Annotated in this window: 12 protein-coding genes and 2 pseudogenes; 3 read left to right on the top strand and 11 right to left on the bottom strand. The window is 57.8% G+C overall.

The genetic code is table 11. The features are described from left to right. Nucleotides 1–133: 133 nt before the first annotated feature. From RGM3321_RS18830 to RGM3321_RS18800, 7 genes are all read right to left on the bottom strand, one after another. On the bottom strand, nucleotides 134–706 hold the full coding sequence (locus RGM3321_RS18830; RefSeq protein ID WP_244394349.1) for a sarcosine oxidase: 573 nt from the start codon (nucleotides 704–706) through the stop codon (nucleotides 134–136). 3 nt (nucleotides 707–709) lie between these two features. Next, nucleotides 710–3616: a 2Fe-2S iron-sulfur cluster-binding protein gene (locus tag RGM3321_RS18825; RefSeq protein ID WP_244394348.1), complete on the bottom strand. Its 2907-nt coding sequence runs from the start codon at nucleotides 3614–3616 to the stop codon at nucleotides 710–712. Then, entirely contained in the window at nucleotides 3613–3918 is a 306-nt protein-coding gene (locus RGM3321_RS18820) for a sarcosine oxidase subunit delta (protein WP_058400239.1), read from the bottom strand. The genes RGM3321_RS18825 and RGM3321_RS18820 overlap by 4 nt, the downstream gene beginning before the upstream one ends. A gap of 13 nt (nucleotides 3919–3931) precedes the next feature. Next, nucleotides 3932–5173 (bottom strand): FAD-dependent oxidoreductase, encoded by a 1242-nt coding sequence (locus tag RGM3321_RS18815; RefSeq protein ID WP_244394347.1) that lies wholly within the window; start codon nucleotides 5171–5173, stop codon nucleotides 3932–3934. Then, nucleotides 5155–6057 (bottom strand): bifunctional methylenetetrahydrofolate dehydrogenase/methenyltetrahydrofolate cyclohydrolase FolD, encoded by a 903-nt coding sequence (folD, locus tag RGM3321_RS18810; RefSeq protein WP_244394346.1) that lies wholly within the window; start codon nucleotides 6055–6057, stop codon nucleotides 5155–5157. Before folD ends, RGM3321_RS18815 begins: the two co-directional genes overlap by 19 nt. Continuing rightward, nucleotides 6054–6920: a formyltetrahydrofolate deformylase gene (gene purU, locus RGM3321_RS18805; protein WP_004658059.1), complete on the bottom strand. Its 867-nt coding sequence runs from the start codon at nucleotides 6918–6920 to the stop codon at nucleotides 6054–6056. The genes folD and purU overlap by 4 nt, the downstream gene beginning before the upstream one ends. Nucleotides 6921–7225: 305 nt before the next feature. Then, a complete protein-coding gene (locus RGM3321_RS18800; RefSeq protein WP_244394345.1) occupies nucleotides 7226–7648 on the bottom strand; it encodes a hypothetical protein in 423 nt (140 codons plus the stop codon). Nucleotides 7649–7988: 340 nt separating this feature from the next. On the opposite strand from RGM3321_RS18800, the gene RGM3321_RS18795 reads away from it, so the two are divergent. Continuing rightward, nucleotides 7989–8408 (top strand): helix-turn-helix domain-containing protein, encoded by a 420-nt coding sequence (locus tag RGM3321_RS18795; RefSeq protein ID WP_244394344.1) that lies wholly within the window; start codon nucleotides 7989–7991, stop codon nucleotides 8406–8408. 27 nt (nucleotides 8409–8435) lie between these two features. Here RGM3321_RS18795 and RGM3321_RS18790 read toward each other — a convergent pair whose 3' ends face one another. Together RGM3321_RS18790 and RGM3321_RS18785 are read right to left on the bottom strand one after the other, a co-directional pair. After that, on the bottom strand, nucleotides 8436–9164 hold the full coding sequence (locus RGM3321_RS18790; protein ID WP_244394343.1) for a DUF4198 domain-containing protein: 729 nt from the start codon (nucleotides 9162–9164) through the stop codon (nucleotides 8436–8438). 38 nt (nucleotides 9165–9202) lie between these two features. Next, nucleotides 9203–11314 (bottom strand): TonB-dependent siderophore receptor, encoded by a 2112-nt coding sequence (locus RGM3321_RS18785; protein WP_244394342.1) that lies wholly within the window; start codon nucleotides 11312–11314, stop codon nucleotides 9203–9205. Nucleotides 11315–11537: 223 nt separating this feature from the next. On the opposite strand from RGM3321_RS18785, the pseudogene RGM3321_RS18780 reads away from it, so the two are divergent. Beyond that, nucleotides 11538–12035 (top strand): annotated as a pseudogene (locus RGM3321_RS18780) (transposase). A gap of 329 nt (nucleotides 12036–12364) precedes the next feature. On the opposite strand, the gene RGM3321_RS18775 reads toward RGM3321_RS18780, so the two are convergent. Next, nucleotides 12365–12754, bottom strand: coding sequence for a hypothetical protein (locus tag RGM3321_RS18775; protein WP_244394341.1), 390 nt, complete (start codon nucleotides 12752–12754; stop codon nucleotides 12365–12367). 473 nt (nucleotides 12755–13227) lie between these two features. Next, nucleotides 13228–14529, bottom strand: a pseudogene (locus RGM3321_RS18770) (Nramp family divalent metal transporter). A 160-nt stretch (nucleotides 14530–14689) separates the two neighbouring features. On the opposite strand from RGM3321_RS18770, the gene RGM3321_RS18765 reads away from it, so the two are divergent. Next, nucleotides 14690–15439 carry a carbon-nitrogen hydrolase family protein gene (locus RGM3321_RS18765; protein WP_244394340.1) on the top strand — a complete coding sequence of 250 codons (750 nt, stop codon included), beginning with the start codon at nucleotides 14690–14692 and terminating at the stop codon, nucleotides 15437–15439.

The raw sequence follows: 15439 nt of genomic DNA, 5'->3' as shown, positions 1-15439 counted from the left end.
TATGTCTTATGGTCTACCAAGAGCAGGTCGGCTCGCCGTCAGCGTTCTTTAGGAGGTGTGGCGGTAATGGGCATGCGTGTCGTTTCTGGGCCAGATGACCCAGTCACTTTCGACGACAGGCCAGCCTCGACCCTTACAAGACGCGCCCACCGAACTCTGTCATGGCATCCAGCATTGCGTCCTTGAAATAAGCCAGTGAAGCCCGGTCACAGAGAATCTGAAAACAGGGTTCGCTCTGTGCGCCAATATTGATCACGATCACATTGATTCGCGCTGCCGAGGTCTGCGCCACCGAGCCGACTGCGAATGCTGCCGGACTCAGGTCCACGCCGCACAATTTGGCCATCACCTCGGGGATGCACGGGCCGCTCAGTTGCAGCCACGCATGGCTGTCTTCACGAGGCAGCAGGTAATTGGCGTTATGGTCCAGTTCCCAGCGGGCTTCTTCATCGGCTATGCGCTGGCCTTTATCAAACGGGCTGCCGAGCAGCAGGTATTCGGTCTGCGAAAGACGTGCAACATGGCTGCCGTCGGCCTGAGTAACCGCGCGGTTCGGCGTGTCGGGCAGACTGAAACCACGTGCTGTCAGGTATTCGGCGCTTTGTGTACCGCGAAACCCCACGCGCGGCAGGTCGGTCAGGTCTTGCAGTGTGCACAGTGAGGGCGCGTCGGCTCTGACCGGGCGGTCCTGGATAAGGCTATTCATGGTTCAGAGCTCCTGGCGCTGGTTTTCAGGATCAAAGAAGGGCAGTTTCACGACAGTCGCCTGAACCACCACGCCGTCTTCGACGCGAATCGGAATCTGCTGGCCGGGTGTGCTTTGGTCGAACGCGGCATAAGCCATGCCGATAATCATGCCCAGGCTTGAAGAGTATTCGCAGGAGGTCACGTTGCCACTGATGTGCGGGCCTTTGAGCACCAGATGACCTTCAAGCGGCAGCGGACTGGCCTTGGGCAGGGTGAAGCCCACCAGCTTGCGTTTCTGCGGCCGGGCTTCGAGGATATCCACCGAGCGGCGGCCGACGAAGAACGGCTTGCTTCGGCTGACCGCCCAGCCCATGTCGATTTCGGCCGGATGGGTCATGCCATCGGTGTCCTGGCTGATGATGACGTGGCCTTTTTCCAGACGTAACAGACGTTGCGTCTCGACGCCGAACGGACGCATGTCGAAGGCCTTGCCAGCCTCGGTCAGCGCGTCCCACAGTGTCAGGGCATGCCTGGCCGGAACGTGGATCTCGTAGCCCAGTTCGCCGACGAAGCCGACCCGCAACAGCCGCGCCTTGATACCGGCAACGGTGCCCAGGCGCACGCCCAGATAGGGGAAGCCTGCGGCGGACAGATCAAGGTCGGTACACACTTGCTCCAGCACCTTGCGCGAATCCGGGCCCGCCACGTTGACCGCAGCAATGGCCGCTGTAACGTTGGTGATGTCCACATTCAGACGCCACTGGGCATTCCACTTGAGCATCTGTTGGTAGATGCGATCCACACCGCTGGTGGTGGCGGTGACGTAGAAGTGCTGGTCGGCAAAGCGTGCACAAACGCCGTCGTCGATGACCACGCCTTGCTCGTTGGTCATCAGCGCGTAGCGTGACCGCCCGACCGGCTGCTTGAGGAACGCAAAGGTGTACATGCGGTTGAGCAGCTCGGCGGCATCGGGCCCGCGTACGTCCAGCCCGCCGAGTGTCGACACATCGATAATCCCGACCTTATTGCGCACATGCAGAGCTTCTTGCTGCATGCAGGCATCGCGTTGCGATGGCTTGCCATAGAACGCTGGGCGCTGCCAGATCCCGGCCGGCATCATCTTCGCGCCTGCCTGCACATGCCGTTGATGCATGGGCGTCTGGCGGTAGGGGTCGAAGGCCCGGCCCGCCACGTGTGCCAGTTTCTCTGCCTCGAAGGGCGGCCGGGCAGTGGTCACACCGGTTTCGCTGATGCTGCGCTGGGTCGACGCAGCCACCAGCCGTGCGGTTGGCAACGCCGAGTGACGACCTTGCGACGGCCCCATCCCGACGGTGGAATAACGCTTTACCAACTGGATTTCGCGATAGCCGATGCGGGTGGCATTGACGATATCGCGTACCTGCAAGTCTTCGTCGAAATCGACAAAATCCTTGCCCTCGGGATGCGGAAAGATCGGCCAGGGGAAGTTGACCTGCGCTTCGCTGCGCAGCGTGACCGGGTTGACTGCCGATTCCAGGCCTAGCGCCGAGAGCACCCCGGCTGCGGCATTCTCCGCATCGGCCAGCACGTTATCCAGCGCGTGATAACCGTTGACCGAACCGGCGATGCCCAGGTTCTGCGGCAGGCTGCTGATCGCGAACTCGGCCTGCTGATCGTCATAGGCCAGCTTGCCGCCCGCCTGGCACAGCAACTGGTAGACCGGCATGTAGCCGCCGGACATGCACAGCAGGTCGCAGTCGACACGCGAACCGCTGTTCGCCACCTGCCCCTGGCCGGTGATCTTGCGCAGCTCGGCCCCGCTCACGTGACGCATGCCTTTCTCGTGCAGCGCTTCATACACGGTGGTGCTCATGTGGCAGACGATGCCGCGTTGCTCCAGCGCAACCTGCAATGCCCGATCCGACGGATTGGCGCGCATGTCGGCGACCGCGACCACTTCGACACCCTGATCGTGCAAATCCAGTGCAGCGAGGTAACCGTCATCATTGCCGGTCAGCACCACCGCGCGCTTGCCGGGCTTGACTGCGTACAGCCTGATCAGACGTTGCGCGGCGCTGGTCAGCATCACACCGGGCAAATCATTGTTGCGAAAAATAACCGGCTGGTCGAACGAGCCGCTGCACACCAGGCATTGCGTAGCGCGTACCTTGTACAGACGCTTGCCCTGAATCACTGGCAGGTAGTTGTCGGTGAACCAGGCATTGCAAGTGGCCTGTGTGAGGACCTGAATATTGGCGTGCGCCTGCACGGCTTCGACCAGTTCGCGCCGCAGTCGCCCGGCACGCTGACCGTCAATATCGAAGCGCGCGTAGGTCAGCGAACCACCGAGTATCGGCTGCTGTTCGATCAACAGCACCCTGACGCCAGCGTTAGCTGCAGTCAGCGCCGCCTGCAAACCGGCAGGTCCTGCGCCGATCACCGCCAGATCAGTGAACAGGTAGGCCTTGTCGTAGTATTCAGGCTGAAAGTCCAGATCCAGCACGCCGAGGCCGGCTTTCTTGCGAATGACTGGCTCCCAGATTTTCCACATGCCCTTGGGCTTGTAGAACGAGCGGTAGTAGAAACCCACCGGCATGAACTTCGAGAACTTGCCCAGCCAGGCATCCCTGTCGTGGTCCAGCGAGCCGCTAAAATTCTGTCCGGTTGCCTGCAACCCATCCTGCAAGACAAAGGTGTCGGCCAGCACGTTAGGCTCGTGTGGCAACTGGATCAGGCTGTTGGCGTCCTGTCCGGCCATGCTCAACGGTCCGCGCGGGCGATGGTATTTGAACGAGCGCGAGAGCAGAAAGCGACCATTGGCCAGCAGTGCGCTGGCAATGCTGTCGCCTTGCAGGCCCTGATAGGTTTTGCCATCGAAGCTGAACGTGAGCGGCTGGTTGCGGTTGATCAGCAGGCCCATGGGCGCGGGCAGGCGGGCTGGGGTGGTCATCCTGCGATCTCCTTGGATGGGAGGGGAGCGAAGTCGATACGTGCGGTAAATATTTCCCTCGGGTCGAAGGTGCGAATGATCTCGTCGCTGCCGGTATGGCGCTCGGCCAGAAACCAGTAGCTGGACGGGTTGTGCATCCACCACTCGCGCACCACGCCCAGGGTGTCCTCGCTGTTGAACACGTAGTCGGCCCATTCGGCATCGCTGCAGGTCTGCGGGTCAGGCATGTGCTTGAATTCGCCGCCGTAGGTGAATTCGCTGATGTTGCGCGGTCCGTTGAGCGGGCAGGTCATGATTTTCATGTGTCGCTCTCCGTCAGTGGCTGGCCGCTGTCGCGCCCATTTCGTTGACTTGCTGGAAGGTCGAGAAGCGTTCCAGCGCGAATGGCCTGATCAACTCGGGCACCTTGCCGCCACTGGCCACCAGTTCGGCCATGGTCTTGCCGCAGATTGGCGTTGCCTTGAAGCCCCAGGTGCCCCAGCCTGCGTCCAGGTAATAATTCCTGACCGGCGAGAGGCCCATGATCGGGCTGTAGTCGGGTGTCATGTCGGTGATTCCGGCCCACTGGCGCATCAATTTGGCGTTGGCCAGAAACGGAAACATCTCGATGGCGTGGGCCAGCAGGCTTTCCTTGAGGTCCAGCGTCGAGCGAGTATTGAACAGTGGATACGGGTCCGAGCCGCCGCCAAACACCACCTCGCCACGGCTGGTCTGCTGGACATAACAGTGCAGGGCGGACGAACTCACCAACGGGTCGAGGAACGGCTTGAAAGGTTGAGTGACCATCGCTTGCAGCGGGAAAGTCTGGATCGGTGAGCGAATTCCGGCCTTTTTCATCATCTGCGAACTCATGCCCGCGACTGCCTGCACGGCGCAACCGCACTGGATGGTGCCGCGATTGGTTTTCACTGCGGTGATGGCGCCATTCTCGATCACCAGTTCCTGCACCTCGGTCAGTTGATGAATCTCGACGCCGCGCTTGGCCGCCTGTTTGGCATAGCCCCAGGCGACCGCGTCGTGGCGTGCGGTGCCACCGTCGATATGCCACAGGCCCGCGAGCACCGGCAGATGGCCGGGGTCCAGATTAAGGCTCGGCACCAGTTCGCGGATCTGCTGGCGGTCGATCATTTCGGTGCGGCCGCCGAAATGCTTGTTGACCTCGGCGCGCTGACGGAACGAGCGGACGGTGGCGTCGGTATGCGCAAGGGTCAGCTGGCCGCGCTCCGAATACATGATGTTGAAGTCGAACTCGTTGGACAGGCCCTGAAACATTTTTACCGACTCGGCATAGAACTTCACGCCTTCACTGGTCAGGTAGTTGGAGCGGATAACCGCCGTGTTGCGCGCGGTATTGCCGCCGCCCAGATAGCCTTTTTCCAGTACGGCGATATTGGTGATGCCGTGGTATTTCGACAGGTAGTAGGCGGTGGCCAGGCCATGCCCGCCGCCGCCGATGATCACCACGTCGTAGGAGGACTTCAGTTCCTTGGGCGCAGGCAGATCCACCTCGACCGGGTACTCCGGGCTGAGCCCGTATTTCAATAGGTTGAAAGGCATACGGCCTCCGATTGGCTGCGTTGTGCGAGGGCTTGCTGCCTGGCAGCAGTCACTGTGTTTTTCATCAGAAAGGCGATAGTCATCGGGCCGACTCCGCCGGGAACGGGAGTGATGGCAGAGGCGACTTCGATGGCGCTGGCGAAATCCACATCGCCTACCAGGCGACTGCGGCCGTGGTCCTCGATGCGGTTGATGCCGACGTCGATCACCACTGCGCCGGGCTTGAGCCAACTGGCGTCGATCATGCGCGGGCGACCCACCGCTGCGACGACGATGTCTGCCAGCTGGCACAAGGCCTTGGCATCGATACTGCGCGAATGCACCACTGTCACCGAGCAATGCGCTTGCAACAGCAGGGCGGCCATCGGTTTGCCGACGATATTGGAGCGACCGATAACCACTGCATGCTTGCCGCCCAGATCGCCGCAGGTCTCTTCAAGCAAGTGCAGGCAGCCGCTGGGCGTGCAGGGCGTCAGTACGCTGCGTCCCTGGCTGAGGCCGCCCACGTTTTCACTGTGGAAGCCATCGACGTCCTTGTCTGGGGCAATGGCCTGCAAGGCTCGGGCTTCTTCAATGTGCGGCGGCAGTGGCAGTTGCAGCAGGATGCCGTTTACCGAGTCGTCGGCGTTCAGTTCGGTAATCAGCGCCAGCACCTGTTGCTGGCTACTCTTGGCAGGCAGGCGGTGCTCCAACGAACGAATGCCTGCTTCCTCTGCGCGCAGGATCTTGTTGCGCACATACACCTCACTGGCCGGGTCGTTACCGACCAGAATGACCGCCAGTGCCGGTTCGATGCCGTCGGCTTTCAAGGTTTTTACGTCGGTTCTGACCTGTTCCAGAACACGAGCGGCAGCTGCCTTACCATCGATGATGCGCGCGCTCATCGGAAGATCACCGTTCGGTCAGTGTTGAGAAACACCCGATGCTCAAGGTGGTACTTGACTGCCCGAGACAGCGCGATGGTTTCGTTGTTACGGCCTGCTGCGACCAGGTCTTCAGGCAGGTAGACGTGATCGACACGCTGCACTTCCTGCTCGATGATCGGTCCTTCGTCCAGGTCGCTGGTGACGTAATGCGCAGTGGCGCCGATCAGTTTCACGCCGCGCTCATAAGCCTGGTGATACGGCTTTGCACCCTTGAAACCCGGCAGAAAGGAGTGATGAATGTTGATGGCCCGCCCCGCCAGTTGCTTGCACAGGTCGTCGGAGAGAATCTGCATGTAGCGCGCCAGCACCACCAGTTCGGTGCCGGTTTCGTCGACCACCTTCATCAGCGCAGCTTCCTGCGCCGCCTTGGTTTCTTTACTCACAGGCAGGTAAATGAAACGAATGCCTTCCCGCTCGGCCATCGGCCGCAAGTCCAGATGGTTGGACACAATGGCGGTGATGGTCATGTCCATCTCCCCCTTGTGGTAGCGGTACAGCAGGTCCGTCAGGCAGTGATCGAACTTGCTGACCATCAACAAAACCCGCATCGGGCGACGCGTGTCATGCAGTTCCCACTGCATGGCGAAGTCTTTGGCCACCACATCGAAACCGGTTTTCAACTGCTGGATGTCGCCGTCGTGACCATCGTTGAAACGAAACACTGCACGCATGAAAAAGGTACCGCTGTACTCGTCGTCGAACTGGGCCATTTCACCGATGTAGCAGCCGTTGCCAGCCAGGCAGGAAGCCACTGCCGCGACAATGCCGGAGGTCGCCGGGCAGCTGATCTTCAGGATGAAATGGTTCTTCTCGTGTTGCATGGCTTGTCCTCTGGAATAGGGCGGCAGCTCGGCAAAGGGGGCAAAAAGTCAGATATAGAGGTTTTCTGAGTGGCGAATAAAATTCTCTACAGGAATTTAATATTCTTGAAGGCTGTTTTATAGGCGAAAGGAAAAGCAGCGTCCAGAGGTTTCTGGAAACTTTGTTTACTAAAGAGAATATTGCGGGTTTGTGGGGGGGGGGGGGCGCGCGCGGGGTTGTCAGATTTTACTGTACTGGCAAGCTGCTATTCCGGCGGAGCATTGCGCCCGCTGGAAATATTCAGGGCCCGGTCGATGCGTGACGCCTATTTCATCCCGATCAGGCCCTTGGCCTGGCTACGGCTGTCGGAGTCCATATTATTGGACGACATCGCGTTATTCAGCGCGCTCGTGGCTTGGGACAACGCTGATTGCATGCTTCTGATGGTGGACGTCAAAAGCTCTCTCTGCCGTTTCTTCTCATCTTCCGGCAAGGTCTTGTCGTTCAGCAGTTCCATCAATTCCTGGTTCTTTTCAGCGATCTGATCCTGAAGCTTGCGGATGTTTTTCAAGACTTCCTTGACGTCCTCAGGCAGGCCGGACTGATCGATGTCTGCGTTCTTTTCACTTTGGAGTTTTTCCTGACCTTCTTTCGAGATCTGAACCTTCGCAGCGGCAGGTGTGACACTGGATACTGCGGTGCTTTCTGTCACCGAAGCTGGCGTTGAGGTCACGACCTGAATATTCATGATCGGAGTGGTGTCGAAAGGTGTGATTTTCATTGAGGTTCCGGTCCCGGAGCATTTGTGGAGTCTTGTTTAATACACCTATCGGCCCGCAACAGCGGGGTCTTTAGCTTGATGTATCTATTTTGTACAAAATTGTATATTCGCGCACGCATCCCATGGTCAGGCTCCTGGAAAAGGGTCTGTACACCTCTACGGGACGGGTTCTTTGGTTGAACCCGACTGCCTGACCAAGGCGTCGACCTTGTTTGCGTAATCTGTTTGAATGCATACGGGTTTACAAGAACGCACAGATTTGTTTGCTAGGAACATGAGTGTTCGTAATGCAGCAGGAGGCGGGTACATGTCTTTATCGGATACTGAATTTTCTGACAGCCCCCACGATGAAGAGAGTTGCAGGGCTCTGGGCGAGATACTTGACCGAATAGGAGACAAATGGACGGTCATGGTCGTCGGGATTTTATCGTGCCGACCTATGCGCTTTAACGCACTGCAACGAACCGCCGCCGGTGTCTCGCACCGAATGCTGACACTGGCGCTGAGAGGCCTTGAGCGCGACGGCCTGGTATCTCGCACAGTATTTGCAACCGTACCGCCCCGTGTTGACTATGACTTGACCGAACTCGGCCACTCACTGAAGCCGCAGCTGGAAATGCTGTCCGCATGGGCAAGCAATAACAGACAGGCAATCGAGCAGGCACGCGCAAGGTTCGATCAGCAAAGTTCTCCGGCAACGTCGGCCGAAGATACTTTGCGTACCTGAATAGAAGCAATTTGCTACTGCGCGTCATCAGTCGTGATGCGCCTCACCGACAAACGTCAGTGAGGTAAACAAGCCGCGTTCGGCGATGTCGGCGTTGTCCTTGACGGGCAGCGTGACTTCGGCGGCGATGATGTTCAGCCCCTCGTTACGCACGATGACGCTGGCCAGACCCTGTGCATCGGTTTCAGCGCTGACGACGTCCGGTGCGCTGCGGTAATCGCCGATCAGTTTGATACCGGCGGCGGGTTTGCCGTCGATCAGTACGCGCACCGGCAGTGGTTTGCCTGCGCCGACTTTCAAGGGATCGGTCTGCGGCACGATCACGAAATTCAGTTTGTTGAACGCTGGCAGGTGCGCGCCTTCGGCGTAAATGGCCACGCTGTATTTGAAGGTGTGGATGGAGTCGGTGCCATTGGGTACTTTGCTGCGTCCCTCATTGATCCATTTCTTTTCGGCGTCGCGCGTCCACATGCCGTTATCCAGCGCAACGCTCATGACCGCAGGCGGCTTGAGCGGCACCAGACGCGCGTGATCCTCGAGGCGTTGTACCGTCACCGGGATCATTTTGCCCTGCTGGTCATAAGCCCATGCGCCGCTGACTTTTTGCGCTTTGAACGCGTTGTCTTCCGCGCCATGACCGTAGACCACCTCGATATTGCCGCGCCGCTGTTCGGTCCACAGGCCGTGTGCGTTCACTTGACTGGCGAACAATGCGCCGAGCAGGCCCAGGGCCATGAAAGGTTTTGTTGACAGCATGGTGCATCCTTATTGTTGTTAAGCGAGGGTTACAGGAGTCAGAGGCCGAGTGTCAGGCTGACCGTAAAGTTACGCGGTTCGCCTGGCGCGACCCAGTAATTGCTGTAGGAGCGCTCGTAGTATTTTTCATCGAAAATATTGTTGAGGTTCAGGCCCACTGTCACGTTCTCGCTGGCTTTATAGTGCGCCAGCAGGTCTACAGTCTGGTAAGCCGGCAGCTCGAAGTCGGTGCCGGACTGGCCGGAGCGATCGCCGACGTAGGTATACGCCGCGCCAATATCCGAACCGCGCAATACGCCTTCCTGAAATTCATAGACGCTCAACAGGCTGCCACTGTGTTTGGCGACCCCAAGGATGCGACTGCCTGCCGGGATGGTCCGGTCGCCCTTGGTGACTTCAGCATCAATGTAGGCGAATGCTCCGATAATCCGCACCGCGTCAGTGATTTGTCCGGTGAATTGCAGGTCGAAACCCTGGCTGCGGGCCTTTCCCACGGCGCGATTGGTGTCGGTGCCCGGGTCCAGTGCCAGAACGTTTTCCTTTTCTATGTGGAAGGCGGCGAGGGTGGTACTAAGGCGGTCGTCGAACAGTTCGCTCTTGATCCCGGTCTCATAACCGATGCCTTCTTCCGGGTCGAAGGTTTTGCCGCTGGCGTCCAGGCCATTGTTCGGCTTGAACGAGGTGGACGCGTTGGCGAACAGGCCAACCTGCGGTGTGAGCTGATAAAGTAGCCCGGCGCGCTGGGTGAACGCGTCGTGACGCTGCCCGGAGGTGGCATTGGTGGTGAAGTCATCGACCTGCTGATCGAAGTGCTCGTAGCGTGCCCCGATCATGCCGCGCAGCTTGTCGGTAAAGACAATCTGGTCCTGCAGGTTCAGCGCACGGCTTTCAATGTGCTCGTAGAAATCAGTGCCGGAACGCGCGCCATTGGGTTTCGGCTGGCCATACACCGGGTTGTAGATGTCGATGGCGTATGGACTGCCTGCAATGGTGGTCACCCGCTCGTTCTTGCGGTAATTCTCGTATTCGGTGCCGATCAGCACTTCGTGCTCCAGACCGATCGCGTCGAAATGACCGCGCAATTCCAGCTGGGTGATGCTGTCATGCCAGTTGTTGTCGCGCTCGCGGTAACGGCGGTTTACGGTGCGGCCGTCGGCATTCAGGGGGCGTGCCTCGCTGGCAAAACCTGACATTTCGCCTTGCTTGTAGTGGCTGGCCAGACGCAGCGACCACACATCGTTGAGCTGGTGGTCCAGGGCGAACTGCACCATGTTGTTGTCATTATCGATGTCATCGTCCGGCTCACCGAGGAAGGTCGAGCGCGACACGCCGCTCCACTTGTTGTTGGGGGCGATCACGCCTCGGTCGAACGTCGATGTGTGGCGCACGAACTCGGTTTCCACCAGCAGATGTGTGTCAGGGTTCAATTGCCAACTGAAGGATGGGGCGACAAACACCCGTTTGCTCTCTACATGGTCACGAAAGCTGTTGTTGTCTTCGACGGCCAGATTGACCCGCGACAGCAGGCTGCCTTCTTCATCCAGCGGCGTGTTGACGTCCAGCGCGGTGCGATAGCGATCCCAACTGCCTGCGCTGGTCTGCAAGGTGGTAAAGGCTTCACGCTGCGGTTTCTTGGTAACGATATTGACCGTGCCGCCCGGATCGCCACGCCCGTACAGGCTGGCGGCGGGGCCTTTGAGCACTTCGATACGCTCGATATTTGCGGCATCCGGCGTGGCAGGGTAGCCGCGGTTGGCGCTGAAGCCGTCCTTGTAGAACTCGGACGTGGTGAAGCCGCGGATGCTGTACTCGTAAAGCGTCAGACCGCCGAAGTTATTCTGCTTGGATACGCCGCCGGCAAAATCCAGCGCGCGCTCGACATTGTTGCTGCCAAGGTCCTTGAGCACTGAGGCAGGTACCACGCTGATCGACTGCGGGATATCCGCGATGGCGGTGTCGGTCTTGGTGGCCGTGGCCGAGCGGGTGGCGCGATAGCCCTGGACCGGGCTGGTCGCCGTCTCGTACTGATAGTCGGAAGTGACGTTGACGCTTTCCAGTTCAATGGTCTGCGGCTGTTCCTGCCCATAGCTGTTGCTGCCCAATACCCCGATTGCCAAGCCTGCCAGAGACGCGATTCTACGAGACGACATGTGAGACTTCCTAATAGTAATGGATACAATATAACATCTCCGTTGAGAATTGTTTGCGATTGTGAGCTCATTCAGTCGCGCTTCGAGCGCTTTGAGCGCTGGAAAATGTTGAAGGGATGGCAGGGATTCAAACTTCCGGTACTCGGGAGACCTGAGGAAACTCTGAAAAAGCCCCGAGTTTCTGTTGAAATACCTGCCTGACATGAACACAACGGTCCCCCCTATGACAAAGCTGTCCTTCGCCGATGCCGAATACTCCGGGAAACGTAAGCAGCCCCGTCGACAGCGCTTCCTGATTGAAATGGATCAGGTGGTACCATGGAAAGGTCTGATCGCCTGACTGAGCCGCATTACCCGAAGGGCCAAGGTGGGCATCCGGCCTGTCCGCTGATGGCAATGTTGCGGATTCATCAGATGCAAAAATGGTTCGGCTACAGCGATCCAGCCATGGAAGAATCACTCTACTAGACCACGATCCTGCGGCAATTTGCAGGACTGCACCTGGATCGAATTCCTGACGAAACCACGATCCTCAACTTTCGTCTTTTGCTGGAAGAGCATGAGTTGGCCGGCGGTATTTTGCAGGTCATCGTCGATCAGTTGCTGCATGGTGAGGAGCCTATGTCATCGGTGATGCTGGCCTTATACGAAAGTCCGGTTTCGCGAGCGGGCTAAAAATAGCGCGCAACAGGCAACGTTATTTGCCTTGTCGAACCTTTGAATGATGCGAAAGCGGTTGCTGGCTATGGGAGAGAGGCGCCTGTAATGCGGAAAAACGCCTTGAAAAGGTGCTGTTTGAGGGGAAATCGATGAGCTAACGACGGAAAAGTCTGATGATCTGATCGAACAAGTTTTTTGGACATTAATCTAAGAAAGCATCAAAAATCAATGCCTGCTTCAGATCTTTCCTGAAAGGTAAACAATAAAGGCCTGTATATAAAAGCGATCTAATCACAGCGCCGTGATCAGATCGCTAAATGCATAAAGCATGCAACCTTGAAGCCAAGGGATAGTCCTGATATCAATCGCGTTATTTAATTAGTGTCTTTGCTATTCAGGAACCCCAACATCGTAGTAGAGTTCGTCAGAGACGCCTGCGGGGAAAAGTCCTTTAAGCTGGTCGTATCTTAAATCATCTGTATAAAATCCGTTCCAGGAAGTATGGCTCAAAGGAAAGTCCGTCCAATAATTCCAATCAGTGCCAGACTGATCTTTTCTAATTGTGAAACGGCCCTCGGGGCCATCACTGTTTGCCGAGAGATACACAGCGGCATATTGTTTCAGTTCGCTAATAGTAATAAAGTTGTCGCCTGCTCTGGAGCCAGATCCGTCCTTTTTTTTGCATGATAGTTTTGCTCTCAATGTCCTGATACCGCTCCTGCCTTTGATGTCGATGCTGGGAGCTGGTTTGTATTCGGTAGTCCTGTCGTCTGCGTCCATGCTTGTAAATCTCCGTTCAAGTTGAGTAAAGGTGACTCTTGTTAGAGAGTAGACCGTGTGAAGCGGTAGAAAAAAGAGTTTTTATAACTTTTATTCATTCGTAATAGGGGTGGATGCAAAAAAAATCAGGATGCTTTTTTATGATGAGACGCGCTCAGGTTATTCCTTTTTTGATATGTTTATTGCGTTGGCAGGGATACACCACAGGTTCAGTTGAGTCACTAGGCTCTGTACGAAAAGTCGGCGAGCGAAGGTCAGGCGAGGCAAAAACAGGCGAGGAAGCGGAGTCTACGTGTTGTAAATGAGCATTCCGAGCCTGTTTTTAACGAAGCATCACCGATGCGCAGCCACTTTTCGTGAACAGCCTAAGGGCTGAATACCTGCCGTGGTGAGTTTTAAGCCACGTCTGATGTCGATCAACCCCCCTATGCTGCGGGGGGGCTGTGATTTTTTGAAGCGAAACGATTGCGTTGTCAGGCCAGCAACTCCGTCCCTAACTGAAACGCCACCCACAACGCCAGTCCGGTGGCGAAGGTCAGCGCGATGTTTTCGAACCAGTTGTTGCGGTATTCCTTGCTCAACAGTGACTTCTGATTGGACATGATCAGCAGCCCTAGCGAGATGACGGGCAACCCGATGATATTCAGCGCGTTGACGCCCAGGGTCAGGGTCACGAAGTCCGGCATGCCGGGCAGCGACCAGATCAGCGGGGTGACCAGAATGAACAGCATGAACCACCGGTGCATCGGGTCGTTGTGGAACACTTTGCCGTAGCGTTCGCGGCGCTTGGGCTGGATGTGCTGGAAAGCATCGGTGATCAGCATCGGAAAGGCTGTGGTCTTGCCGGAAATACTGGCAAACAGGGTGGCGAACACGCCGATGAAGAAGATGTACCAACCCAATGGGCCGAAAAAGATTTCCAGGGCCTTGCCCAGGTCCGCCAGGGTGTTGACCTGAATACCGTTGGGCCGCAGGATTTCGACGCCCACCACCCAGATGGCCAGGTTGATGACGATGCCGACGATCACCGCGAACAGCAAATCGTTGCGCTGGATGCGCTTGTGCTCCGGGCCGGTCCAGCCTTTTTCACGCATCACGTAAGGGTGGACGAAGTTAGCGATCGACCCGGCTACGGCACCGATCACCGAGACCGCCACCAGCAGTGCGCCGTGCACGCCCTCATCAGGCGGAATGCTGAAGCCGATGGTGCCCTTGATGATGCCGGTGACGTCGGGCCCGGACATGATCGCCAGGGTCAGAAACGCCAGGGTCATGATCGCCAGCAGCACCTTCATCACGCCTTCGATCATTGCGTAGATATTGCGGCCCACCAACAGCCACACGGCAATCACCACTGCGACGGAGCAGAGCAGTGGCTAGTCGATGTGCAGCAGCATGGCAAGCGCCTCGCCGGCGCCCTTGATCATGTAGGCGTTGATCAAATGCCCCATGAGCAATGCGTAGCCAAGCATGAACCAGGCGAACAGCGGGTGCAGTTGCGCGTAACCCTGGAGGATGGTCATGCCCTGGTTATTGCAGAGCTGGAAGCGGGCGATGATGTTGACGATCAGAAACCTGAGCAGCAGCGAAATCGCCAGTACCCACATCATGGCGTAACCATAACTGGCGCCTGCCACCGATGAGGTGATCAGATCGCCCGCGCCCAGCCAGGACAGCACGGCGATGATGCCGGGCCCCAATAATTTTGCAAATTTCTTGAGACGAGGTTCGGCTACTGGCGTGGCCGTTTCTTTGAGAGACGGGGTAAGCGGCATGCGGTGAATCTCCGTTTTTTATTGTAATGAGATGTCAGTCACTGCCAGACAAGATAAGACGTCGTATAACATGGGTCGTTGGTAAAAATGTAACTATGTGTGAACCGGCTGTGATGCAGGCTAAGCTCGCGTCTGCCAACCCCGTTTATCTGGAGAGCCCATGACGTTTCCAATACTCGCCGCTGCTCAATTCTGTTCTGCACGGGGAGATATCGAAAGCAATCTCTCCGGGCATCTGGCGTTCATGCAGCGGGCAACTGAACTGGGCGCCCGTTATCTGCTGTTTCCCGAGTTGTCACTCACAGGCTACGAGCCGGATCTGGCTCGCGAGTTGGCTTTGCTTCCAGGCGATGCGCGTCTGGCGCCGCTCGTGGCACTGGCTAAAAAATTGCGACTGACGACCACCCTTGGCGTGCCGCTCAGGGGGCCGGACGACAGCGTGCTGATTGGCGCACTGACCTTCACCGCTCGGGGCGATGTCATCGCCTACGCCAAGCAATATCTGCATCCCGGCGAAGACGTCGTGTTCAGCGCCGGCAACGAGGACTGCTATCTGCCAGTTGATCAGCAGCGAATCGGTCTGTGCGTGTGTGCCGACTTCGCCCACGCCGAACACGCGCAGCGCATGGCGCAAGGCGCAGCCTGGGTGTACGCAGCCAGTGTGCTGATCTCGCCGGGAGGCTATGAATACGATGCCGGACTGCTTTCGGGGCATGCCCGCCGTCACTCGCTGCCGGTGTTGATAGCCAATCATGGCGGGCCGACCGGCGGCTGGCAGTCGGCGGGGCGCAGTGGTCTGTGGGACGAGGCAGGGCGCTGGGTTGGCGGGATGCAAGGTGAAGGAGGTGGTCTGGTAATCGCAACCCGCCAGCGCGAGGGCTGGCGGGTGAGGGCGGTTACGGTGGACTAA

The sequence above is a fragment of the Pseudomonas sp. RGM 3321 genome (genome assembly GCF_022836805.1).
In the GTDB taxonomy this organism is placed as follows: Bacteria; Pseudomonadota; Gammaproteobacteria; order Pseudomonadales; family Pseudomonadaceae; genus Aquipseudomonas.
Note: the sequence above shows the minus strand (reverse complement) of the source record. Positions and strands in the feature narration are given on the sequence as shown.

Excerpts from the sequence above, each read along its gene's own strand:
- RGM3321_RS18825 (WP_244394348.1), bottom strand. The coding sequence starts at position 3,616 with ATGACCACCCCAGCCCGCCTGCCCGCGCCCATGGGCCTGCTGATCAAC.
- purU (WP_004658059.1), bottom strand. The coding sequence starts at position 6,920 with ATGCAACACGAGAAGAACCATTTCATCCTGAAGATCAGCTGCCCGGCG.
- RGM3321_RS18830 (WP_244394349.1), bottom strand. The coding sequence starts at position 706 with ATGAATAGCCTTATCCAGGACCGCCCGGTCAGAGCCGACGCGCCCTCA.
- RGM3321_RS18765 (WP_244394340.1), top strand. The coding sequence starts at position 14,690 with ATGACGTTTCCAATACTCGCCGCTGCTCAATTCTGTTCTGCACGGGGA.
- RGM3321_RS18785 (WP_244394342.1), bottom strand. The coding sequence starts at position 11,314 with ATGTCGTCTCGTAGAATCGCGTCTCTGGCAGGCTTGGCAATCGGGGTA.
- RGM3321_RS18815 (WP_244394347.1), bottom strand. The coding sequence starts at position 5,173 with ATGCCTTTCAACCTATTGAAATACGGGCTCAGCCCGGAGTACCCGGTC.
- RGM3321_RS18800 (WP_244394345.1), bottom strand. The coding sequence starts at position 7,648 with ATGAATATTCAGGTCGTGACCTCAACGCCAGCTTCGGTGACAGAAAGC.
- RGM3321_RS18820 (WP_058400239.1), bottom strand. The coding sequence starts at position 3,918 with ATGAAAATCATGACCTGCCCGCTCAACGGACCGCGCAACATCAGCGAA.
- RGM3321_RS18775 (WP_244394341.1), bottom strand. The coding sequence starts at position 12,754 with ATGGACGCAGACGACAGGACTACCGAATACAAACCAGCTCCCAGCATC.
- RGM3321_RS18790 (WP_244394343.1), bottom strand. The coding sequence starts at position 9,164 with ATGCTGTCAACAAAACCTTTCATGGCCCTGGGCCTGCTCGGCGCATTG.
- folD (WP_244394346.1), bottom strand. The coding sequence starts at position 6,057 with ATGAGCGCGCGCATCATCGATGGTAAGGCAGCTGCCGCTCGTGTTCTG.
- RGM3321_RS18795 (WP_244394344.1), top strand. The coding sequence starts at position 7,989 with ATGTCTTTATCGGATACTGAATTTTCTGACAGCCCCCACGATGAAGAG.